We start from the raw sequence: 25590 nt of genomic DNA on the forward strand, positions 1-25590 counted from the left end.
TATGACAGCTAAGAAGAACAGCCATGCCCGTACGGACAGGTTAATTACCACTATTACCGGATGGTTAGCAGGTATTATCCTCGTCGCACTCACAATATGGGGACTAAGCACCTTTTTTGAACTGCGCAAATATGAAGAAACAAACGATGCGCAGGTAGAAGAATATATTAACCCGATCACCGCTAGAGTGACAGGTTACATCAGCAGGATCAACTATGAAGAGAACCAGAATGTGAAGAAAGGAGACACCCTGCTGATCATTGATGATAGTGAATATCAGTTGCAACAGCAGGAAGCAAATGCCGCACTGCTGAATGCGCAGGCTCAGATGCAGGTACTGGAAAGTAATGTCTCCACGACCGCTAAAACCGCCGAGGCTTCACGATCGCAGATCGCTGCCGCAAAGGCAAAACTCTGGAAGCAACAGCAGGAATACGATCGATACAGAAAACTGTATGATGCAGAATCTGCTACAAAACAACAACTGGAAAACGTTGAAACGGCACTGAACGTAGCCAGAGCGGACTATGAAACGATCGTTGATAACTATGACGCAGCCGCCTCTAAAGTAAACGATATTAAGTCGCAGAAGGCAGTAATAATGGCGGAAATAGAACGTCGCCAGGCATTGCTGGGCCGTAACAAACTGGATGTCTCCTATACGGTGATACGTGCACCGTATGATGGTAAAATGGGACGGCGCACCATACAGGAGGGGCAGTTGATACAGGCCGGACAAACGCTCGCATTCATCGTAAATCAGGCTACCGGTAAATGGGTGATCGCCAATTTCAAAGAGACGCAGGTGAGCAACATGCACATCGGTCAGTCCGCTGATATCGAAATAGATGCCTTCCCCGGAAAGACTTTCAGCGGAACAATAGAATCCCTTTCACCCGCTACAGGTTCCAGGTTTTCCCTGTTACCTCCTGATAACTCATCAGGTAACTTTGTGAAGATCGTACAGCGTATACCCGTACGTATAAAACTGACTAACAACACAGCCGAAACTGCTGTACTACGTGCCGGTATGAACGCCACTGTGGCAATCAGTAAGAGACATGGCTAATCGTACTCCCATATTCAAACCATGGGCCTCCGAATGGCTGATCAGGATAGTGATATTCCTGAACCTGCTGCCATCCATGCTGATGTTTGGGATCTCTACCGCCAGCGGACCCAATGCCGCAGGCTATTATGGTATAGAACCAGCGGATGTACAGTACTCCATGGTCTTATTTTACGCCTCACTGGCTGGATTCTTTGCGCTTGAAAGAAGGTTCTTCGATTTCATTGCCAGCAAAGAATACCTGGTTATCGGTGTGATCATACAGATCGTCACTTCTTACGGATGTTACGTAACACGCGACCTGTACGTTTTACTACCACTGCGGTTTATTCAGGGAATGGCCAACTGTGTGACTACGAGCGTGTGTATCACGCTTGTCTTCAGCCGGTTGAAGAACAACCGTTCCCGTGAGATAGGATATTCACTATTTTACGGTGTATTGCTTGGTATTACTGCATTTACTACACTTGTTACCGCACCTATCATTGATGCGTTTGACTTCAACGTGCTCTACAAGTGGATGATCTTCATGTACATTCCCGGAGCGATACTGCTGGTCATCATTATGAACAGGATACGGCTTGTCAGGAAGTTTCCACTGTATCAGCTCGATTGGGCCAGTTATATAGTATATACTACCATGCTGTGTTTGCTGGGATACATATTATTGTACGGACAGCAGTATTACTGGTTTAGTGATGACCGTATACTGATGGCAGGTATCGCAGTTATATCACTGGCGGTTATCCACATCGTCAGACAACGTTCACTGAAGCGGCCCTATCTCAGTCTGGAGGTATTTAAGTACCGTAATTATGTGATAGGTGTCAGTCTTATCCTGATATTATACATCTGCAGGGGTGCCTTTAATGTTACGACCAATTACTTTACAACAGTGCTGGGCATGGATCCGAGGCATCTTTCTTATATCCTGCTGGCTAATGTAGGAGGTATTATTTTCGGGGTGATCTATTCTTCCCGCTGGATATTGCTGAAGCGTTCCATGCGCTGGTTATGGATGGGTGGATTTTCTCTGTTGCTGATATTTCACCTGTGGATGCATGCGCTTTTCGCCACACAGGCAGATACGCCAACGTTTATTGTGCCATTAATTTTACAGGGTATAGGTGTAGGGCTGTTAATGGCCCCTATGATCATCTATGCCATTTCATCAGTGCCGCCACATCTCGGAGGCACTGCATCCGCAACAGGGGTGCTGTTCCGCTTTACAGGATTTTGCATCAGTATTGCGTTGATCAATTACTTTCAACTGTTATCCAGAAAGGTGCACTACAACCGTTTCCTGGACCTGGTTACATCGCTGGACCCTTTGGTGACGGCTAAACTGGTCAACTACAAAACAGCTGTTGCCGCGAAAGGGGTCCCTGCGGACCAGGCAGCCAAAATTGCCAACGGACTGTTATACCGGTCCGCTGACCTGCAGGCGCAGATACGGTATGCAATGGATTACTATTATATTATCAGTTGTGGATTGGTAGTGATTATATTATTGATCGCCTTTGCACCTTATCTGAACAGAACCGTGATCAATCTGAGGAATAATCAGCCGGCACCGGCATCGTATTAATCAGGAGCCAGGACTAAGAGCTGTAATACGGTGAATATTAGTGAGTATTAATTTGGTTAGCTGTCAACTTGAATAAATAGAGGGAAAATGGAAGCGCTTCAGTTATTGAAGCGCTTCTTGTTTATTGGAAGGATTTTGTAATTCTTAATTCCTAATTCCTAATTTTTCCTGTAATACTACTCCCAGTGGTTTCTTTTTCAGCTTTGCCTCTATCCATGCACTGAAATCAAATAACTTCAGTTGTTGTCTCTCATACTTGTCAGCTCTTATCTTATCAAAGCTGGCATTGATCTTTTTCCATAATGTAGTACGATAGGCTGTCACAGATGGCACTTCTCCTCCGCCCAGGAATTTAATCACGGTTCTTTCCAGCATATATGAACGTCTTGCATCTGGCTGGAGATGCCGACGGAAGGCCCTTGTTTCATACCGGATATATTCATAATTGCCCAGCTCATACTGTATCAGCAGATGTACCAGTCTGCACGTACGGTAAATGGGTAGTGTACTGTAAAGGTTGCTTTGCAGAACCTGCTCCAGTGCGTTATGTGCGTTATTGATATCTTCGTTTCCCAGATAGATCAGAGCCATATAAAGATATATTTCGGCCTGTTTACTAATATCCATCAGCAGGATATTCTTTTTGATAACAGGTGCATAATGATGTAATAACATCAACGCGAAAGCAAAATTGCCACTGTCAATGTAGGCACCTGATTCGTATATAAACAACAGCCGTTGTTGCATGATATAAAAATAGATACTATCGCCTTTCAGCCGTTTTACTTTATCAATGAATGAGAGCAGTTCTTCATAATGTTTTCCTGCACGGAGGCTATCCAGTATACCTTCAATAATAAGAAGATGGTCGGCAGGTGTGTCTTCAAAGAGTGCAGGATGTGTTTCCAGCAACTGATTCAGCTGATGAAATATTTGTAGTGCCGCCGGATGGTCGCTGGTTGCCAGATGGTAGTGTGCCTGGAACAATAGCTGTACTTTCAGGCTGGTAGCAGAAGACGGGACGGGAGTGGGCATGGCTGCCTGTAATACATCTACTGACTCCTGCTGCCTTATAGTACGGGCACTGCCTCTGTATAGCAGTGTATGGCGCAATGTTTCGTATAATGATGTCTGTTGACGTATCTGTTGCATGGTATTCAGTGTATGCTCAATAGCCTGCTGCCGGTTAGATAATTCTTCTTCCGTGATACCTGGAAAGTTGAGTTGCTGCAATAGTTGTATCTCCTGCTGCTGGGCCCAGAGTGTTAAGAGTTGCTTCTCATGCTGAGTAGCGGCTGTCTGTATTTTTTGTAGTTGCTTTAACGCATCTTCATGCAGAGAACGTTCAAAGAGTATATCGCATTTTAGTATACCGGCGGTCAGCATAGCAGTGGACTGCTTCTGTAGCCTCAGATGTAGCAGGCAGTCCAGTAGTACTTTATAGAGATACTTGCTACATACATCGTAACTACATCCCGGATACTGTTCGTGAAAGGAAAGCTTCAGTTCCGCTGTGCTTCTGAATGAATGATGCTCCATCAGATCAAAAAGATTTACATAGTCTTTGCTGCCTTGCTGAAGTGCAGTGTACATCCGGAAATATCTTTTTTCAGCCTTCGTGAGGGTATTTATTAGTCTGCTAAGCATGTCAGCTTTAGCCATAGTCCTGCTGATTTAAGTTTATAGGCATCCCAAACTTTCCATTGTTACCGATAACAAGATCTTGGTTGATGTGTGACAAAATAATTCAAATAACGAATAGTTTGTAGTTCATCTTCAGATGCCGTCAATCTGCTTTCGGATTATCCAAAATGTATCTAAATATTGCGCTATTTGTTTAGATTGTATTTTATTATATTGTTGATTTATAGATAATTGTGATTTTACCAGTTAATATAATATTAATAAAATTTTTGAATTGGGAATGTCTATTCTTTATAAAAAAAGGTTAAAAAGTTATCAGAGGGCTCATTATATTTGAATCGTAATGAAGGCACAAATGCGATAGCATCAACCTGGATTTTATTAATTCCCGTTAGCGAGCCCTGATGAAAAGAAGTAGTTTAGTTAATCGTTGCATTCAACCTAATATCACCGTAGAAAATTGTAGCAGGATCTAAAAAACAGAAATAACAGGAGTTTAAGTAACCAGCAATTCGCTTCATAAAGCATCAACAGCCAAAATCATTTTATCACTAAAACCTAAACACGACTATCTTGATGAAAAGTATTAGCTAAAACGTTTTTATACAGTAGTAATGAGATACTAATTCCAATGCAGAGAGGGCTGCATGAGTCAATCTATTTCACGTTATAATTTCCACGGGTCTGGTAAGTGTTGTTTACCCAGTAATTAGTATAAATACCTCTTTTAGCGAAGTGCTTTGGGAAGGCATCATGACATTGATGTTGCTTCTCCTATTCTTTCAGTTTTATAACATATGATGTAATCGATTACTCAGCGCGTATACGTTGACGTGATCAACTCTGCCTGTCTAAAAATATTTATTATGCGTGTACTTGTACGAATCTTCTTTTCGTGCCTGGCAGTGTATTGCCCACATCTTCTGTCAGGGCAGGATACAACGAAGTTACAGCGACATCTGGTCCCTGTGACGAAGGCCGATTCTATTTCATTGGAACGAGAAAATGCTTATCCTTATTCTTCCTTACATCAGTTGCTCAAGGGGAATGCAGCCGGTGTGTACATCCAGGAACCAAGTGGTGAACAAGGCGCTTTCAGCAGCATAGCGTTAAGAGGAAGCGCTATCCCTTTTATTAGTAGTAGAGATATTTATGAATCACAGCCTACAATCATACTGGATGGTATTCCATTAATAATGGACCATCCTTTTACTTTCGATATACAGCTGTTTGGTTATAATCACCTGGGCCCCGCTACCAACCTGCTTTCTGCTATTGATCTGAACAATATAGAAAAGATTGAAGTAGTGAAAGACTTCGGCAGAGCTGCCATGTATGGACCACGTGCTGTCAACGGAGGTGTGATCCTCCTGACCACAAAAGCTCCTGTGATAGGCCGCCGCAGAATAAGTTTCAACACTTATTTCGGTATGGTGCAACGTCCCCATATCTTCACTACGAACGCTAAGTTTGAAAACGATTTCAGACAACAATTCTATGATAAGTATGCGACTACGGAACAACTACAGACTTATCCACTCTACCTGCGTGATTCTACCAATAATGCCTATTACGGGCCTTCCAACTGGACAGACCTCTATTTTAAGAACAGACCCGTATATGGCGTGAACGCCAGTCTTTCCAGTGGTACTGACCGTGCGAACTTTATGTTTGCTGCCGGTAACCAACGTTCCGCCAATACTGCGGATAACAGCAGGATGGATCGTTATAATGCCATGTTTGAGATCAACATGGTGCCACTACGTGGATTAACCATATCATCCATGATCAGTGCTACGAGACTCGAACGTACCCGTAGTTCCTGGCTGCGCGACCGCTTTGCTGAAATGCAATACCTACCCGATCTGAGCAGCCCGCTGCCACCCAATAAATCATTCTATAGTCAGTATCTGCATGAGTTTACCAAGTCCTTTGATGATAACAAAACAAATGAAGTCAATGGTTATTTTAAAGTGAACGTGAAACTTGGTGATAGCTGGCAGATCAACTCCATGTTTGGGTTTGACTATAATGAAGGACTCAGAGACCTGTTTTACCCAAGCACACTGCTGGAAAAAGTGAACTACCTTTCCAACTATTTCGGCTACAATCAACGGGTATTTTTGAACAATAACATCAGTTATAATCATACCTGGAACCAGAAACACCGCGTAAGTGTGGAAGCCGGTGAAGGCTTTCAGGCAGATTATCATCGCTATAACTATGCATATGCCTATAAAGGCCCGAATGACCTGATCCGTATTAACCTGCTACATTCAGATAATACGAAATCAGAGTATCTGTCACCGAAATCATTTAATCATGCATTGATCTTCTCTTTCCTGGATAAACAACGTGCGCGCTTACTGTCCTTCTACGGCCGTGCTGCTTATTCATACAATGATCAGCTGGATTTCTCTGTGTTAGTACGTGCCGATGGCTCTTCCAGCGCACAGCCGGATAACTGGTGGTTTTACTCACCCACTTTCACCGGTGGTGTTAATATTAAGAATATCTGGCTGAAAGACCATGATCAGATTGATGCGTTAAAACTACAGGCCAGCTGGGGTAGAATAGGAAGACTGATGCCGGATGACCGCTTTGGTGAAGGCCCTCAGTATACATCCGACATGTCATTCAGTAATAACCCGGTACGCTTCTCCTATAATGGTTTTCCTGGTATCAGCAGGGCTTATTCTTCCGGCTACATTGGTTATGGTGTTACCTGGCCTTATGCCGAACAGCTGAATATTAATGTCAGCACGGCCTTGCTGAAGAACAAGCTGCAATTATCTCTGGACCTCTATAACAAGGTGGACCATAACATGCTGCTAGGTGTGCCATTCGGCGCTGAATACGGCTATAATTTCGCCTATAAGAATGGTATGTCTGTCCGCAACCGTGGCGTTGATCTTGGTGTCAGAGCCACCGTGTTACCTGCTTCAAGCCCGTTACAGTGGATACCCGGTATCACCATGAACTACAATAAGAACACGTTACTCGCGCTTCCGGGTGGACTGGATGAACTGGTAGTCGCCAATGGTTCCAAACTACTTCGTGTAGGACATGCTATCGATCAGTTCTGGGTGCTGGAAAACGACGGTATCTATAACCGTGATACAGATATACCTGTTAACCAGACGGATGGTAAACGCCTGAATTACAAAGGTATCCCGCTGCTGGCAGGAGATCCCCGCTGGAAAGATAAGAACGGCGATTATGTTATCGATGATAAGGATAAGGTCCTGAAAGGTCATGTGCTGCCGGTGTTCTCAGGTGGGTTTAACAGTGACTTCTACTGGCGCGGTTTTACACTCGGGTTCTCTTTCTATTACACACTCGGCCGTAAGGTAATGAATGCACAGGTGGCTGACCGATTTGACTTTATCAACAGAGAAGGAAAAATAGACATGAGTGCCGTGAAAGAGATCACCTTCTGGAGTAAGGTAGGTAACTACGAAAAGTACCCGGTATACAATCCCTGGAGCACTGTAGATGCCTATCGTACAGATCAGGACCTGTTCCTGGAGAATGGCTCCTTCCTGAAACTAAGGAACCTTTCCCTGCAGTATGATCTGACAACTGCGAAATGGTGGAACAAGAAAGGTAAGATCAACGGCCTTTCCCTATACGCCACCGCTACTAACTTGTTTACGGTTACGCCTTATACCGGTGGTGATCCTGAACTGGCAGACTTCAATGGTTTTGATACCGGCTACTCGCTGCCACTTTCCAAGACATATACCATAGGATTAAAAATGGATCTCTGATGAAACGCTTATTACTTATAATCATCTGTTGCTGTACTGTGCTGGCAGGATGTAACAAGTTGCTCGATATTGATTCTTCTCATGCTGTCTCTGAAGAGAATTTCTGGAACTCGCATGAAGATACCCGTACGGCACTTGTTGGTGTTTACGGTTTATTACGCGCTGCTATGGCTGATAATAATGCCTGGTGGATGTATGGAGAGTTCAGGAAGGGTGACTTCTACGCTATCCAGCGTCAGGATATGAAGGCCATTATCCGGAATGACCTGCGTGCAGCCTACCCTTTACTGCAACAGCTTTCCAACTGGCGCAGGTTCTATGCGGTTATCAACGCTGCCAATATGTTCCTGGAACACGTGGGTGAAGTGAAAGCCCGCGATCCGAAATACTCAGAGGAAAACATGCGTGTGGACATTGCGCAGATGCGCTGTATCCGTGCTTATGTGTATTTTTTCCTGGTATCTGTATGGGGAGATGTACCCCTGCTTACCGCTTCTCATGATGGAGAGTTTGCTAATAAACCAAGAGAGAAAAAAGAGACAGTACTGGCTTTTGTAGAAAAAGAACTGGTGCAGTCTGCCGCTGATCTGCCTTACAGATACAGCGCTAATGATCCGCAACAATCTGGTAGCTACTACAATGAAACAGATACCCGCTGGTCAGGTGTACTCGCCCGTAAGCATACTGCCTACGCTATCCTTGCCCATGTGGCGGCGTGGCAGGGCAAGTACGTAGATGCCTCAGTCTATGCGCAGTTTGTACTCGATAACTACTCTAAAGGTGGTAGTTATTACATCAGTACAGATGATCTGACAAATAGCAACGGCTTTTTCAAATGGAAGAAAGACAATCATATCCTGGCCTTTAACTTCGACTGGGGCCATGTAGATGCTTCTTTCTCCGGACATCTCGAAGAGATGACCCTGGCTTCACCAGTGGTGAATAAAGCCCTGCCGGATATCTACATTCCGAAAGAGACGATCCTCTCTGTATTTGATCAGCCGGTAGACGAGCGTTTCAGCCTCGATACCCTCAGTGGTACGCCTACCTCGCAGCGCTACTTTACAAACTTCAACAGCCAGATACCCATTTTCAGCAAAGTAAAAGTTATCCAGGATGGCAATACTGCCGACCCCTCTTTCAGGATGTACTCAAGCACAATTATTATCACCCGTCTTGAGAATATCACCCTGTTACAGGCGGAGGCACTGGCTGTGATTGGTCAGCAACAGAGAGCGATCGACCTGTTGAATACGATCAGAGACCTCCGCAGGATCAAACGTTACGATAGTGCAAGAGAAGGCGACCTTATAGATGCCATCTTCAAAGAGCGTAGAAAGGAGCTCATGGGAGAGGGCTGGCGATGGTTTGACCTGATCCGGTACAACAAGATCAAACAGAATGATCCTGCTTTTATGGAGATGATCAACAACGGCGGCATCTTCTGGCCAGTTGCGGAAGAAGTTATTAAACAGAACCCATTGATCACCCAGAATCCTTATTGGCAATGATGAAAAAGATAACATACCTGGTTAATATAAAAAGTCTGCTGGCACTATGTATCGGTACTGTGTTACTCTATGGTGGTTGTAAGAAAGACAGCGGATTCTACGGATACGAAAATGAACAGAAAGAGTTTGATGGCACTATATACGATTTCCTGAAGAATGAACATCAGTATGATTCATTTTTACTGGCTATAGAAAGAGTGCATCTGACAGATACATTGAAGTCGGGCCTTTACACCGTATTCGCGCCTACTGATGCCAGTTTTAAGCAGGCCATTGATAATATGAATACCCTGCGTACGATACAGGGCAGGGCACATATGTTCATCAGCACACTGCCCTATGAACAACTGGATTCGCTGTTATGCCGGTACATTGTGAAAGATACTTTTTCTTCCCGCGTCATGGTATTGCAGGATGGCCTGGCACTGAAGTCTATCCGATATAACTATCCCATGCATGGCAAGTTCAATCGTACCGATGCGGAAGGCCATGTTGGCGGTGGCCCCGGCGTGATCACCTACAGTGATACAAAAGGTGTGATCTATACGAACCGGTGGAGCAAGTCAACTACCGTTGCGATTGATATTGTTACTAAAAACGGATTGGTCAACGTACTCGAGAAAGATCATATGTTCGGCTTTGACGAGTTTATTCCACGAATGAATCCTACAGTATCCTCTCCCTGGAATGATTATCCTTTTTATATCCCAGGAGTCATCGGACTGGAACAATACAATCGTGGTGGTAACAAAGTGGCTTACCTGGATTTTTCTTTGAATAATCAGGGTGGACAATATCGTCCTGCTGATCAGGTGGATATCGCTACCGCCGGTGAAGCCGGCCTGAAAGTAGGATGGACGGAGACTGGCGAATGGATGGACTACACTGTAGAGATCACTGAAACAGGTGAATATGATATGACATTACGTTATGGCAGTGGTGGTGACGATGGCCGTATTCATCTTGAAGTAGATGGACGTCCGGTGGTAGGAAGTGCCCTGGTCATGCCTGGCACCGGTGGATATGATTCCTTCCGGGATATTACTACTACCGTGCAGCTGACTGCCGGCCGGCATCTTATGAAGGTCTATTACGACTTTGCCAACTTCGATCTGCGTTTTCTCAAGTTTGTACGTAAGAATGCGCCAATGCCTATTCCGGGTGTGATCAACCTCGAAGACTTCGATCCGGGAGGTGAAGGTGTAGGTTATCATGATAACAATGAAAGAAATGAAGGTGGCAAATTCCGTCCTTCTGAAGGAGTGGATATCGACTTTTCCAAGAATGAAGGTGGTGGCTACCAGGTTGGATGGACCGGTACAGGTGAGTGGATGAACTACTCCGTCAATGTGAAAGAGACCGGCACCTACAATACCTACATATCGGTGGGTTCTGAAGGCACCAATGGCATATTCCACCTCGAGTTTGACGGCACAGATGTTACAGGCCAGTTAAAAGTACCCAATACTACCGGGTATCATAAGCGACAGAATGTTGTTACAAGCGTATTCCTTACCAAAGGTCCCCACGTGATGCGCTTCTTTGTAGACCACGACGGATTTGACGTGAAGTCTGTCACTTTCCGGCCATTAAACTAAATATTCATCACCATGCGAAAGATTATAGTCACTTTATCGCTGGTCCTGCTGCTTTTTGCCTGCCGGAAATGGGCGGCGGAAGACCTGGATTTTCTCAGCGGACGGGCAGTATACAACCAGAAAGTATTTTCTCCCATACTAGGAAGAACTGTCCTGTATTCCCAGATCTTTAACACAGATGCTTCCACTACGCCTATCAAATTCCGCATACTTAATGTGCGCTACAAGCGGGATGGCAAGCCTGCCAGTGATTTTGACCAACAGGTAGATGTACTGACGTGGAAGACAACTTATACAGGTGAAGAGAAATCACTAGCTGAGATCGAGGCAAAGCGGGTAATAGAAAAGCATCCTGTTTTTGAGGTAAGGCCAACTTCCGGTGATTTTGTACTGTGGGCAGAAGCCATAGGTACCAATATGCGTCAGCAGCCGGACTCCGGATACCTGTTTGATGTAGAGGCGTCTAATTCCGGTGGTACCAATATGTACAAAGACCTGTCATTGATGCCATTGAGAGAACAGGCATATGCACCCTATGAATATGATGCGATAACCGGCAGACGCAGGGCTAATTACCCGAACCCTGCAGACTCCTCTATGTTTGAGCTTATCTATAATCATCCGGGTGTATATAGCATGATAGACGATGATACCAACCTTGATCTGAAAGGAGATAGTGTAAGGGTGTTCTTTAATAAAAAAGGCAATGGAAACTCGCTCACCTTCAAATTTATGAATAAGGACTCTCTGCCTATTAACCCTGCCAGTTTTAACCTCACGCCCTGGGATTCACTGTTACACGGATTTAATAAACAGATGACTGAAACACAGGTTACCTACGATGTAGCCTATCCTATACCGGCCATGCGCTTCAAAACAAGATATACGAACGGAGATGGTTCGCAGGCTTATGTTAAGTTCAGTTTCAGCCGTGTAGGATTTGGTAATATCCGGCAGATAGGTGTACTGGACCTGAACTTCAATATCTATCAGAAGGGTGACTGGGAGATCATTTTTTATTTCCGTAACAATCCCCGGTTCAGGGATGAATGAGTTATCAACCTAAAAATCTATCGCTATGCAATGTATGCGTAAGTATAAATTTCCTCTCCTGCTGCTGTTGTTGCTGCCTATGTTATTGCACGCGCAGGATAAAGTACAGATCAAAGGTATCGTCAGGGATGCACAGACTAATGAACCTCTGGTCGGTGTAAGTATTATGGCAGGTACGCCTCCGAAGGCGGTAGGTGTTACCAATGCAGATGGTTCCTTTTCAGTAGCTGTTGCGCCGGATGCGCCACTCTTGTTCCGTTATATCGGCTTCTCTGATTATAAGCTGAGAATAAAGGATAAAAAAGATGTGGTCGTACGTCTTGTGGTGAATGAGAATAAACTGAATGAGGCAATTGTGATCGGTTATCAGAAAAAGACCAGAGAGGTAACAACCGGTTCTGCTGTGATCGTGAGTGGTAAGGAATTACAGGATATTCCTGTGTCAAATGTGGAGCAGTTACTCCAGGGACGTGTAGCAGGTCTCAACATTCAGAATAATACGGGTACACCAGGCGGCCGCGGTTTTATACAGATCAGGGGTTTGTCCAACATCAGTGTATCAGGAAGCGGGAACGACGCGTTTCTGTCGCCTACCTCTCCGCTGTACGTGATCGATGGCGTACCCGTGGAAGCAGATGCCAACTTCGAGTATGGATATCAGTCTGCCGGTCCGGGTGTAAGTCCTTTATCGCTCATTCCTCCGGAAGATATTGAGAGCATGGAGATCCTGAAAGACTCTCAGGCTACAGCACTGTATGGATCCAGAGGTGCTTATGGCGTAATCCTGATCACTACCCGCCGTGGTAGTTCTCCTATCCCGCTGGTAAGATATACGGGTAACTTCTTTGTAAATAATCCCCCGAAGTTGCGTCCGACCATAGGTGGTAAGGAAGAGAGAAGAATACGCCTGGGTATGATCAATGGTGGTAATAATATCGAAGACATCTATCAGATCTCTACCAAGCCATTTCTGTCGGATAGTCTCAACCCATATTATAACAACTCTACCAACTGGCAGGATGTCTTCTACAATACTACCTACAACCAGACGCATAATGTGAATATCAGTGGGGGTGATCCCAAGTTCAACTATAAAGTAGACCTGGGTTATTATCATGAGAACGGTGTGATCCGGAATACGGGCTTTGACAGGTATTCTATCAACACGAATATGCTGTACCAGCCTAATCCCAGGTTCAGGGTATTCACCACGTTATCCACACAGGTCGGCAGAAGAAATAAGGGGAATGGTAATGGTCTCACGCAGAGTGGTGTATCATCCAATGCATCTGCCTCTTCGCTATTGCCCGGTCCTTCCTTCTACCAGAGTACTGCAGGGGTATTATCGGCCCTGAATACGCGCAATGATAATAAAACAGGTAACGTGCGTAGTAGCCTTGATGTAAGCTATCAGTTAGTGCAGGGACTGAACCTCGGTTCCAGTGTCAGTTATGAATATGCTTCGAACACGGAGGACAGGTTCACCCCGGCAGAGGCCAATAATGACTTCTCACAGATCTACGCTTACAACGACCGAAAGTTCACATTGTACAACCGTAACACAATTTCTTACAACTATATCCTGAATACAAACCATAACTTCTTCATTTCTGCGTTCAACGAATTTTATAACCGCGGCTTCCAGGCGCAGGCTATCCGGCAGGAAAAAACGCCGAATAACCAATACGAAGGACCGCTCGGTTATGATGGATATGCTTCCCGTGGAGGGGGCCTCCTGGATAACTACAGCAAACAGCACGTGGCCTCCTTCGCAGGAACATTCTCCTACAACTACAAACAGAAGTATGTACTGGATTTCAGTTACCGTATGGACGGCACGTCCAGTTCGGGTTTTGAAGATCCATATTCCAAGAATCCCGCTATTGGTTTCAGATGGAACTTTAACAAGGAGGCTGCTTTAAGCGACAGCAAGTGGCTGACTTATGGTTCACTCCGTGGTAGCTGGGGACAGAACATCGTACCCACTGGTGATATCTTCTCCATCTACGGTACCTACGACCCGAGAGGTACGTATAATGCGAATCCACGCCTGGGTATCAGCTTCAATCAGTTACCAAATACTTATCTGCAACCTACAGCGACTACACAGTATAACGGAGGTTTTGAAGCAGGGTTCTTCGACAGCAGGATAGAAGTGATCTTCGACGCTTATTACAAGACTGTAAAGAACCTGCTTCGTACCAAGTCACTCTCCAACATCACCGGCTTCAATGAGATCACGACCAATGAAACCTCACTGATCAACTATGGATATGAACTGACGCTGACCTTCCGTCCGCTGCCCAAAACCAGTGAAGTACAATGGACCCTGTCTTTAAATGCCGCGCTGAACAAAGACGTGCTGACAAGCCTGCCCAATGGCGCCAGGCAGCTGGTACAATATGACAATTCAACCAGTCAGCATACCCTGTTCAGAGTAGGCCGGAACAGCTTAACCAACTATCTGCTCAAAACAGAAGGTGTGTATGCATCTGATGCTGACGTGCCTGTTGATCCTGCTACCGGTCAGCGCTACCGGACTGCAAATGGTACCTACTTCAAAGCGGGTGATCCTATCTGGAAAGATGTAGATGGTAACTACATCCTCGATGGTAATGACTATGTTGCTGCCGGTAACTCACAGCCGTTGATCACCGGCGGTATTCAGTCGTACGTTAACTGGAAGAACTTCTCTCTGAATATCAGTACGTCCTTTACGCTGATCAGAGACATCCTCAATAATGCATTTGCTGAAAGGATGCAGTTCCTGGGTGATCCTTATGCACAGAAAGCAATGGTCGATTTCAGTGATGTGGATTACTGGAAAGGACCTGGTTCACAGGCACATTATCCTAATCCATTTGACTACAAACGTTATAATGATATCAGGCCCTACCGCTATGATCAGACGCTGATCCAGGAAGATGGTTCCTATTTCAAAGTGAATACAATGACGCTGGCATACCTGGTGAACAGGAAGTTCACCAACCGCTATGGTATCAACTCAGTGCGCATGTACATGTCAGGTAATAACCTGATCACGTTCTCTCCATACAGCGGACCTAACCCTGAAAATGTGTCTGCTTTGGGCCGTGACCAGTCAGGTGGTTATCCGATAGCCCGTAGTTACAACGTGGGACTGAACGTGGAATTTTAATGTTTAAAATGTATTACTATGTTCCGGAGGTTTATTTATATGACTGCCTGTCTGCTGCTGATCAGTCAGTACGGGTGTAAAAAGTTCCTGAATGTGGAGCCGCTGGACCGGCTTTCAGGGAATACTTTCTTCAAGACAGCCAAAGATGTGGAAGATAATGCCTGGGATATCTACGGTCTTTTCAGAGATGCAACTGGTTCCTGTCCGTTATTTGCACTCGCCGGAGAAGCGAGAGGGGGTATGCTGGCAATGTCTCCCAAAAGTGATGGCGCTGACAGGACGTTTGTTGACTTTGTCGCGCAGAATAATCTCATCCCGGTTATTTACAGACCGGCAGGAAAAGAGTTCTGGGATATTTTCGACCTTTACATGCTGGCTGACTGGAAGCCCTTCTATCGCGTTATACAGGCCTGTAATATCCTTATATATGAAGTAGACAGGCGGAGTATCCCCGACCTTAGTGAGGACCGTAAAAAGGCTTATAAAGCCGAGGCTACCTTTATGCGTTGTATGGCCTATTTCATTATGGTCAGATTATGGGGGGATGTAGTGTACTACACTGATGCCTATCACCAGGCTCCAATGGCCAGGGAGAAAATGGTGACGGTGGTTAATAACTGTATCACCGAACTGACCGCTGTACTGCCTGATATGCCCTGGACGTTCTCCGAGCCAGCCTATCAGGGTGCCAGAGCCAGCAGGGGGGCAGCGATGGCCTTACTCATGGAGTTCCATATGTGGAATGCCGGTTTTGATAAAGTGAACGCCTCCCAGCATTACCAGGCAACCGATGACCTGGGCGATCAGCTGATAAAAAGCGGTGCTTATACACTGTTGCCGATAGAAGAATCATTCACCATCTTCAAGGGCCGCTCAAGGGAAAGCCTGTTTGATATCGTGATCAGCTCCAACTACGGAGAAGGACTGGCCGAGAAATGGAATGACCTGTCTGAGTTTGTGGTACATTATCCTTATAAACGTCCCGCCAATGGTCACCAGTACAGCTTCACCTACTTCCGTGCGGAATACCTGCGCAGACTGTATCCTTCCGGTGTACCTGACGCACGCATAGAGATGTGGTTTGACTCCCAGATGTTTGCCAACGACGGTACCTTTATGTTCCTCAAATATAACAGCGTTTACGAACAGGGTAATGCGGACGTGAATGTGGATAACAACCTTATTGTCTTAAGATATGCAGGCGCCATTCTGTTGAGAGCAGAAGCACTGGCAGAACTCGGAAAATATGATCAGGCCACTGAGATGATGAACATGATCCGCCTGAGAGCCAAAACAAGGCTTTACCAGGGAGGTACTCCTGCCGCCCTGAAAGATGCCATCTTCACTGAAAGGGCCAAAGAATTAATGATGGAAGGGCATTATTATTTCGACCTGGTACGTACCGGCCGTGTCACCAGTCAGCAATGGTGTTATTACCCGCTCACGCAGGCACAGTTCGATAACGGTGGATGGACATGGCCTATCAATACTGCTGCGCTGGATAATAACCCTTATATGCAACTGAACAACTATTGGTTAAGATAAAAACAGTTTTATGCGTACAATACTGTATGTAATGACGGCGCTGCTACTGGTGTGCTGCGCCTGTAGTAAAGACAAATACTACCAGGACTCTGGTAAACATGATCCTGCGTTTAAAGGAACTGCCATGGATTACCTGGACGCAGTACCTTTCTACTTTGACTCTGTAGCCACTATTGTAAGACTGGCAGGAATGGAAGAAGTATTTAATAATGATACACTGACGTTTTTCGCACCTACTGACAGAAGTGTACTCAGCCTCGTCCGGTTCTTAAACGGAGAACTGTACAGACAGGGATACGATACACTGAAAACACTGGCTGATGTGCCACAGGCTATCTGGCAGAAGTACCTGCAGATGTATATGTTCCACGGTAGTAATGAACTGAAGGATTATCCACAGATAGATTATAACCTGCTTAACACCTATCCCGGGCAGGGCTACCTCTCCTGGTTCGGTACACCTATGAACATCGGCGTGGTATACAACGATGATAATGGTGTGAAATACGTTGGTTACCGCCAACTGACACTCGCCTGGATACCGAATCCCGCCCGGCCCAAAGAAAACTGGACGATCGAGTATATCGCATCCTGCAACATCACCACCTATAACGGTGTAGTGCATACGATCAATAACAATCACCTCTTTTTTGGTTTCAGCCCTTATCTCTTTTTATCCGACGTTATCACCGCCCAGGAAAACGGAGGTTGACAAAAAGCCTGTATCACATGAGAATAATTACAATAGCCGCGCTGCTGATGCTGGTCATTACAGCCTGCAAGAAAGAAGAGAAGTTTGACGATCCATACGCTGGTGGTCAGGAACCGCTAGGGGTGCAACTGAGTACTGAAACGCCTGCTCCTTCAGAGGCTGCTCCTGGTACCATGATACTCTTCAAAGGAAAGGGACTCGTGAAACATAAAGATGCATTGCGCTTTAATTTCAACGGTGAGTCCGCCGAGATCATGAAAGTGGATTCCGCCAGTATCCAGGTAAAAGTACCGAATACTGCCAGTACCGGTGTGACTTCCGTAACCATAGGTGACCAGATCTTTTTCGGACCGATCTTCAGGGTAAGAGGTAACCTGGATATTGACAACAATTATAAAGTTGTAGTGGGTGCCAGCAGCTGGGTCAACGATGTGTACCGTTACGCTGATGGCAGACTCTTACTGATAGGTGACTTTCTCGACTATGAACGTAAAGGGATCGTACGTCCTATCAGCAGGATCGTAATGACATCACGTGATGGAGAGATGGATCGTAGTCTGCAGTCAGGCAGGGGCGCCGATGGTTCATTGAACAGTATAGCAGCATTGCCGAATGGTAAACTGGTGGTGGCCGGTAGCTTTGCTTCCTACGACATTCACCAGGCAGAGATCCATAATATCACTGTGTTGAACAGTAACGGCTCACTGGACTCAGTCAGTGTCAAGACATTTACAGACAGAGATACGGTTCCCTCTTTCAATGGAGGGACAGACGGCCGCATCTCCAAAGTATTTGTACATAATAACCGTATCACAGCGATAGGTAATTTTAACTATTATCTGCAGTTTGTATATGGTCAGTCGGACTATCTGAAAGAGCGTGATTCGCTGGTGACGGATAGTATCCTGGTGCGTCAGTTAGCCCGTTTTCATCCGGATGGTTCACTGGACTCTTCGTTTAACTATGATCTGGCGCGACACAGAAGTTTTGACGGCCCTAATGGCCCTATTGCAGATGCTTACCAGCAGGCAGATGGCAAGATCATTATAGTCGGACGCTTCACCCGCTATAATGGCCAGCCTGCACCTTACATTGCCCGTATAAATACTGATGGTAGCCTGGACCCCGGATTTGCCGGTACCGGTGCCGATAATACGATCGGCTCCATCCGCTTCAATGAAACTACTCAGCGGTTTATACTCTCGGGACAGTTCATCAAATTTGATGGTTCTCCTGCCGCAGGACTGGTGATGTTAAAGGCAGATGGTACCGTCGATGCACAATTCCATGCACAGGCCAGGGCCAGTGGTGAAAACTATTGGTATGCACAACAGCTGAGTAACGGTATGATCGTTGTCAATGGCAGTTTTAACAGTTACCAGGGCGTGCATCGCAGTGGTTTCATGGTACTGGACAATAAAGGCAGTCTGGCACAGGGGTATAACAATACCGGCGACTTCTCAGGTACCCTAGTGAAGGTATTTGAAACCACCAATAGTTCCGGACAAACACAGGCTTTGCTCATGGGAAGGTTCGGCCGCTTCAATGAAAAAGACATCAGTAACGTAGTCCGCCTGTTATTCAAATGATTAAACTAACTGTATTTATGAAGAAGCTCAGATGGCTTACGCTTATCATCGGTATACTTTGTACAGCCTGTAACAAAGGCTTTGACAGACTGCTGGAAGAAAGAGAGTATGAAGATACCACCGGTGTAACCGGCAGGCAACCTAAAATACTTTTCCTGGTGATAGATGGCGCCCGCGGTGAATCTGTCAGAAACGTACCTGCTAATCACCTGCAGTCGCTTGGCGACAACGCGATCTATTCCTGGAACAGCCTCAGTGATACGATCAGTCTGACATCCACAGGATGGGCAGACCTGCTCACAGGTGTCCGTAAGGAAAAACACGGCGTTGTTAAAAGTGATTTCAGTGATAATAAATTATCGCAGTACCCTGTTTTCTTCAAATATATCAAGGCACGTATACCGGGGTTCCGTATAGCAGCTTACAGTGCCAGTGATTCACTGGGTAAAATGCTTATTACCGATGCAGATGTGAACCGTACGTTCGGTGGAGATGATGATGCTACCGAACAGGCCATCCTGGAAGAACTGAAGACAGATACTGCCGGACTGGTATTCGGACAATTCAGCCAGGTGGCAACTGCCGGTAAAGCATACGGATATGATGCCAGCATTCCGGAATATAAAGCGGCCATCCTGAAGGTAGATGAGTATATCGGTAATATCATGAATGCCCTCAGACAGCGCAGGAACTATTCGCAGGAAAGCTGGCTGGTCGTGGTGACCTCTGCTACCGGTGGCCCGCACGTCCTGACATCAGACGAGGATGATGGTACAATTCTCAGTAATCCTAAAGTCAATACGTTCACCATCTTTTATTCCCCCAGGTACATGCCGAATTTTATTGATCGTCCATATACCGGTAACCGCTATACCGGTAAATCTGTTCGGTTGTATGGTAAAACGGCCGGCGACGCCGTTTATGCGGATATCAGTCAGGGAAAGGAAGACCTGAACCTGGGTAAGACAAACGAAGTAACGATTGCCCTGAAGATCAAAAAGAACAAGACTATTTATGGCGACTATTCCTATACCTATCCCAATATTATTGGTAACAACCTCTCCCTGGACTGGTGGAAGAACACCGGCTGGAGCATGTCTCTGGAAACAAATGCCTGGGGCGTGCATTATGGACAGGCAGGTGCCGGCTTCAATATGGTGACCGGTGCGAACATCGCTGATGGTAAATGGCACGATCTGACAGCTGTATTCCTCAACAGAGATAACAAACGTTTCATCCGCCTGTTCACCGACGGTAATTTCAATACAGAACAGGAGATCACTTCCTATGGCAATTTTGATAACGGATCGCCGGTAACGCTGGGCTGGGTGCCTGGTAACGTAGTAGACGATAACCGCTGGCTGAATGCGAATATCACGGAGATCCGTTTCTGGAGAGCTGCATTACCTGACAGTGTGATACGCACTTATGTGTGTGCGGAAGAACTGCCTTCTTCACACCCCTACAGAGACTATCTGATCGGCTACTGGCCCTGCCGCGATGGTTTCGGCGGTGTATTCAAAGATCAGACGGAATACCAGCATGACTTCGTGATACATGGTGCTTATCAATGGGATGATTTTAATGACCTGATGTGTCCAAGTACCGCCACTAACCTGGCACAGCTGGTACCACAGCCGGTAGATGTGGCCCGTCAGATACTAAACTGGCTGCAGATAGCAGCCGATACAAAATGGGAGCTGGATGGAAGAGTATGGGTCACTTCCTATACTTCTATCTGACCGAATTTTTAACATTGCAAACACGCTGATATGAATAATAAGATATTCTTTGTGTTGTTGATAGTATGTGTGTCAGGAATGTGGTCCTGTAAAAAGGACGACAAGTTCACTGACGAAAGGCTGTCTCCGGTGAACGTCGCTATCCGCAGTACCAACGGACGTATCACGATACCCACCGGTAATAATTATACCCGTACTACCGACTATGTGAATATACCAGTACAGATCATATTGTCAGCACCAGCGCCAAAACTATTCACTGTAGATGTGAATGTGAATAACGATACCGTGCAGCATATGATCGATGCCGGACAACTGGGAGATGCCGTATTACTGGACGAGAGCTATTACCAGTTGCCCAAGGTCGCCGAGCTCCGGTTTGGCATTGATACGCTTTCATTACCCCTGCAGATCAGTATGCAGGCAATAGAGAAGCACTATGGTAAAACGCTGGTACTCGCTGTTGATCTCGATGATGTGGGTAAACAGAATACGCTGGATGCTGCAGGTAAGATGGCGCTTATCCTGATCAATACTGCCGAAGTGATCAGGGAGGAGGATATTCATTATCTGTACTTCACAGGTGGCGGAAGTGTATTGAAACAGCCTTCCGGTACTGATCATGTGCTGGGCACCAGCTTTGTGGTGTTGCCGGTAAGTGTGACATTGGGTGGTGTAGCGGGTGGTGCATTTACGGTGAATGTAAGTACCAATGCAGACACTGCGCAGGCACTTATCGATGATGGTACACTGGCAGGTTCCACCTTGCTGAAAGAAGGTGATGACTATACCATACCATCCACATTATCATTTCCTGCAAATAGTAATACTGCACGGTTCAACCTGGTTGTCAATACCGCATCACTTAAAAAGTATGAGCTGAATAAACCAGTACTGGCGCTGAGTCTGAGCAGTCCTACCCGTCACCTGCTGGATGCGACCCGCAGTACTGTAGTGATGGAGTTAGATCCTTCGAAGCTCATAGAAACAGATATTACCAATACCAATATTGGTTATAAAACACAGTACGAGAATACCAGTAATGCAAATGAAACGTCGGGTAAGCTGATCGATAACAATGTCAATTCAAAGTTCCTGTTATTTAACTTCTCAACCCTGTGGGCGCAGCTGGAATTTGCCACACCGCAAACCACCGGCGCCTATACGATGACATCTGCTAATGATGCGCCGGAGCGTGACCCTAAGAACTGGACTATTGAAGGATCTGACAATGGTACTGACTGGATAGTGCTTGATACACGTACCGATCAGTCATTTGGTTCCCGGTTTCTGACGGTGAAATATACATTTTCCAACCAGGTAGCATATAAATTCTACCGGCTGAATGTAACCGCTGTGAAGAACAGTGATTTATTTCAGTTGGCAGAATGGCGGCTGTTAAAGCGCCCATAATATTCCTGTTCCCTCAAAATCAGGAGGTTTTAGATCCACAGGCCGGTATTTCTACCGGCCTTGCCTTTTTCTGGTCAGTTCAGTTCGGCTGTTCCAACGTTAAAATAGTTCGTTTTCGATGCCACAGCAGATACATTTTATTAAATCAGCAGGCATTCCCTGGATATTGTGCACCTTAATAATGGATACATACAAACAGGGTCTTTTGGCGCTAAAAGTCGCCACCTGATCATGTTGTTTTAAGGGTACCAGGAGGTCACTATAAGGTCACCTCAAGGGCACTTCAATATCCCCCCGATATTGAAGTGCCCTTGAGGTGACCTTATAGTGACCTTAAAGTAGCCTTTTCGTATAAAAGAAAGGAGGGCATTCAAAGGATACCGGAACCAGGTAATTCCGGTGTCATCTGTTATAAAAAATACTAATTTGAGGTCTTATGAAGCTATCTCATCGGATGAAAATATTGATATTGATGCTGTTAACGGCTGCGTCTGTCAGGGCACAGACGAGTGATAGTGCTTTGCAACAGATCAGACAGGTCTGTCAGGATGTGAACCAGCATATAACCTCGTACAGGATGAAGGATGTATATATGGAGGGAATCAGTACGGAGGGGGCGACGGTACAGGGTTACTATGCAGGAGATACACTCCGGCTTATGGTGCAGGATGTGATGGGAGAGATGTATAAGTATCGGCTGGAAGTATATTATGAGGCGGACACACCGGTATTTTACTACGAAAGGCGGTATCTGTATGAAGTGCCTCTTTTCGATCCCGCATTTGACGTACATAAGTCAAAAGTCAGCGAGACAAGGGGGTATTTTACAGGCGGTAAGATGATCCGCTGGATAGATGAGAAAAACAGTATTTTCCAGCAACGGAATACTGCATTTATAAAAACAGAGCAGACATTCCTGAAAACGGCCGTAGATTTGCGCCAGGTACTAAACGCAGGGTATTTCGATCCTCCGGCTAATAAGTAAGCATATGAAAATTACACTGATACAGGGAGATATCACAAAGATGGAAGTGGATGCCATCGTCAATGCTGCTAATACATCGTTATTGGGAGGAGGTGGTGTAGATGGTGCTATTCACCGTGCCGGTGGTCCGGCTATCCTGGAAGAATGCCGACGGATCAGGGACCGGCAGGGCAGGTGTGCACCGGGTGAAGCTGTGATTACCACTGCGGGTAAGTTGCCTGCTAAATATGTGATCCATACGGTAGGACCTGTATGGAACAAGGGGAATGAGGAAGAGAAAGGACTGTTGCGGAGCGCTTATATCAGCAGTTTGCAGCTGGCCGTCAAAAATGGGGTTGGGACGATTGCGTTTCCCAATATCAGCACAGGCGTATATCGTTTCCCGAAAGAAGTAGCAGCGGAGATCGCTATAGCTGCTGTGAAGGATTTTATGGCGCAGGATAACAGGATAAGTAACCTGATATTCGTCTGCTACGAGAAAGAGAACTATGATCTCTATTCGCGTATCCTGCAAAGTTAAAGGTAGGATTGATTTCTGGAGTAATATTATCTGGTAACATAAAGCGTGGGCATGCCTGAAAAGGTGCTCACGCTTTTCTTTTTACCGGTTCATTTTGTACTTTTTGTATCAAAGCCAAAAGAAGATGAAAAAATTCCCGTTATTACTGTTTGTACTCAGCTTCGCTGCACCCCTGTTTGCACAGCAGTTCAATGGTCTGGACATGAACCTCGGAAACCTGTACCGCACCTCCAGCGCAAAGACCCGTTCTATCAGTCCGGAGAACTTTACAGGAGAAAAAGGTAAAGGAGGGATGGCCGTTCCTCAGAAAGATGCGGCGATCAATACTGCAAATGCTTCCCACGCGGCCCGTGATCTGGGGCAGGGATGGAAAGTGAATCCCTTTGTTATTATTAAGCCCGGACAAACCTTTACCCTGGCAGAGATAGATGGTTCAGGCGCTATCCAGCATATATGGATGACGCCGACAGGCGTATGGCGTTATTCCATCCTGCGCATGTACTGGGACGATGAGAAGGAGCCTTCGGTGGAATGTCCGGTAGGTGATTTCTTCGGGATGGCGTGGAACGAATATGCGCCCCTGAACTCAATGGCGATAACCGTCAATCCGGGGAGTGCTTTTAATAGCTACTGGATGATGCCTTTCAGGAGGAAATGCCGGATCACGATGGAGAATATCAATACTGAACAGATGACGCTGTATTATCAGGTAGACTATACCTTAACGGATGTGCCCGATGATGCCGCTTATTTTCATGCACAGTTCCGTCGTACAAATCCGGATACAACCTCCGACTATGTATTGCTTGACAATGTAAAAGGTAAAGGGCAGTATGTGGGCACCTTTATGGCGCTGGGTGTGAATAATTCAGGTTGGTGGGGAGAAGGGGAGATCAAGTTCTTTATGGACGGTGATATGAAGTTTCCGACTATCTGTGGAACAGGCACAGAAGATTATTTCTGTGGATCGTACAACTTTGACAGGGGAGGGCGGTATACTGAGTTCTGTACGCCCTATGCGGGATTACATCAGGTGATACGTCCGGACGGCACCTATAAGGCGCGCCAGCGATTTGGTATGTATCGCTGGCATATCATGGATCCGGTTCGCTTTGAGAAGGACTTACGTGTCACTATACAAGACCTGGGATGGAGAGAAGGAGGTCGGTACCTGAAGCAGCATTCTGATATCTCGTCAGTAGTATACTGGTACCAGACAGAACCGCATCAAACATTTCCTAAGTTACCATCGAGAGATAACCTGGAAGTTTATTGAGGCAGTGCTTTAGATAACACGGTTTCCAGTTGCTTGCACAACTCGCCAAAACTGGATGGCTTTGTAAGGAAATGAGCGGCGCCCATCTCAGCAGTTTCAATACCATCTTTTTCTCTCAGTGAGGTAGAGAAAATAACAACAGGGATGTTGCGGTAGGCGCTGTTCTTTTTGATTTCCGCAAGGAACTGTTTACCATTCATTTTGGGCATGTTCAGATCCAGGAAGATCAGGTCACAATCCAGACCTGTATGGTCCAGCATGCGTAAACCTTCTTCTCCATCTGAAGCAAAATGGCAGTGAGCTTCACTATCCACTATAGACATTGCTTCTCCAAAAAGCTCCTGGTCATCTAAGTCATCGTCTACCAGTAAAATTACTTTTTTAGCCATATGTGCCGCAAAAATAAAGATAATCCCGT

At 45.8% G+C, this 25590-nt stretch carries 17 protein-coding genes; 15 read left to right on the top strand and 2 right to left on the bottom strand.

The features are described from left to right. Position 1: 1 nt before the first annotated feature. Together GWR21_RS24325 and GWR21_RS24330 are read left to right on the top strand one after the other, a co-directional pair. Positions 2-1069 (top strand): HlyD family secretion protein, encoded by a 1068-nt coding sequence (locus tag GWR21_RS24325; protein WP_162334222.1) that lies wholly within the window; start codon positions 2-4, stop codon positions 1067-1069. Next, positions 1062-2657, top strand: coding sequence for an MFS transporter (locus GWR21_RS24330; protein WP_162334223.1), 1596 nt, complete (start codon positions 1062-1064; stop codon positions 2655-2657). Before GWR21_RS24325 ends, GWR21_RS24330 begins: the two co-directional genes overlap by 8 nt. A gap of 144 nt (positions 2658-2801) precedes the next feature. Here the strand turns inward: GWR21_RS24330 and GWR21_RS24335 are convergent, their stop codons facing one another. After that, positions 2802-4319 (bottom strand): hypothetical protein, encoded by a 1518-nt coding sequence (locus GWR21_RS24335; RefSeq protein ID WP_162334224.1) that lies wholly within the window; start codon positions 4317-4319, stop codon positions 2802-2804. A gap of 848 nt (positions 4320-5167) precedes the next feature. Between GWR21_RS24335 and GWR21_RS24340 the strand changes: the two genes are divergently transcribed. The 13 genes from GWR21_RS24340 (at position 5168) to GWR21_RS24400 (ending at position 25172) form a co-directional block, all read left to right on the top strand. Next, on the top strand, positions 5168-8071 hold the full coding sequence (locus tag GWR21_RS24340) for a SusC/RagA family TonB-linked outer membrane protein (RefSeq protein ID WP_162334225.1): 2904 nt from the start codon (positions 5168-5170) through the stop codon (positions 8069-8071). Continuing rightward, positions 8071-9582: a RagB/SusD family nutrient uptake outer membrane protein gene (locus GWR21_RS24345; RefSeq protein ID WP_162334226.1), complete on the top strand. Its 1512-nt coding sequence runs from the start codon at positions 8071-8073 to the stop codon at positions 9580-9582. The genes GWR21_RS24340 and GWR21_RS24345 overlap by 1 nt, the downstream gene beginning before the upstream one ends. Further along, complete coding sequence (locus GWR21_RS24350; RefSeq protein ID WP_162334227.1) at positions 9579-11180, top strand: carbohydrate-binding protein; 1602 nt, start codon at positions 9579-9581, stop codon at positions 11178-11180. The genes GWR21_RS24345 and GWR21_RS24350 overlap by 4 nt, the downstream gene beginning before the upstream one ends. 12 nt (positions 11181-11192) lie before the next feature. After that, on the top strand, positions 11193-12233 hold the full coding sequence (locus GWR21_RS24355; RefSeq protein WP_162334228.1) for a DUF5007 domain-containing protein: 1041 nt from the start codon (positions 11193-11195) through the stop codon (positions 12231-12233). Between the two features lie 34 nt (positions 12234-12267). Continuing rightward, positions 12268-15390: a SusC/RagA family TonB-linked outer membrane protein gene (locus tag GWR21_RS24360; protein ID WP_202928989.1), complete on the top strand. Its 3123-nt coding sequence runs from the start codon at positions 12268-12270 to the stop codon at positions 15388-15390. Positions 15391-15408: 18 nt separating this feature from the next. Beyond that, positions 15409-16935: a RagB/SusD family nutrient uptake outer membrane protein gene (locus GWR21_RS24365; RefSeq protein ID WP_162334229.1), complete on the top strand. Its 1527-nt coding sequence runs from the start codon at positions 15409-15411 to the stop codon at positions 16933-16935. Between the two features lie 10 nt (positions 16936-16945). Then, complete coding sequence (locus GWR21_RS24370; protein ID WP_162334230.1) at positions 16946-17647, top strand: hypothetical protein; 702 nt, start codon at positions 16946-16948, stop codon at positions 17645-17647. A 17-nt stretch (positions 17648-17664) separates the two neighbouring features. After that, a complete protein-coding gene (locus GWR21_RS24375) occupies positions 17665-19236 on the top strand; it encodes a DUF5008 domain-containing protein (RefSeq protein ID WP_162334231.1) in 1572 nt (523 codons plus the stop codon). Between the two features lie 17 nt (positions 19237-19253). Further along, a complete protein-coding gene (locus GWR21_RS24380) occupies positions 19254-20978 on the top strand; it encodes an alkaline phosphatase family protein (protein WP_162334232.1) in 1725 nt (574 codons plus the stop codon). Between the two features lie 30 nt (positions 20979-21008). Beyond that, on the top strand, positions 21009-22391 hold the full coding sequence (locus tag GWR21_RS24385) for a discoidin domain-containing protein (protein ID WP_162334233.1): 1383 nt from the start codon (positions 21009-21011) through the stop codon (positions 22389-22391). Between the two features lie 436 nt (positions 22392-22827). Then, a complete protein-coding gene (locus tag GWR21_RS24390) occupies positions 22828-23376 on the top strand; it encodes a hypothetical protein (RefSeq protein ID WP_162334234.1) in 549 nt (182 codons plus the stop codon). A gap of 4 nt (positions 23377-23380) precedes the next feature. Further along, complete coding sequence (locus GWR21_RS24395) at positions 23381-23896, top strand: O-acetyl-ADP-ribose deacetylase (RefSeq protein ID WP_162334235.1); 516 nt, start codon at positions 23381-23383, stop codon at positions 23894-23896. A 124-nt stretch (positions 23897-24020) separates the two neighbouring features. Beyond that, on the top strand, positions 24021-25172 hold the full coding sequence (locus GWR21_RS24400) for a glycoside hydrolase family 172 protein (protein ID WP_162334236.1): 1152 nt from the start codon (positions 24021-24023) through the stop codon (positions 25170-25172). On the opposite strand, the gene GWR21_RS24405 is transcribed toward GWR21_RS24400, so the two are convergent. Continuing rightward, positions 25166-25561 (bottom strand): response regulator, encoded by a 396-nt coding sequence (locus GWR21_RS24405; protein WP_162334237.1) that lies wholly within the window; start codon positions 25559-25561, stop codon positions 25166-25168. The genes GWR21_RS24400 and GWR21_RS24405 overlap by 7 nt on opposite strands. Positions 25562-25590: the final 29 nt, after the last annotated feature.

Source organism: Chitinophaga agri (assembly GCF_010093065.1).
GTDB classification, from domain to species: Bacteria; Bacteroidota; Bacteroidia; order Chitinophagales; family Chitinophagaceae; genus Chitinophaga; species Chitinophaga agri.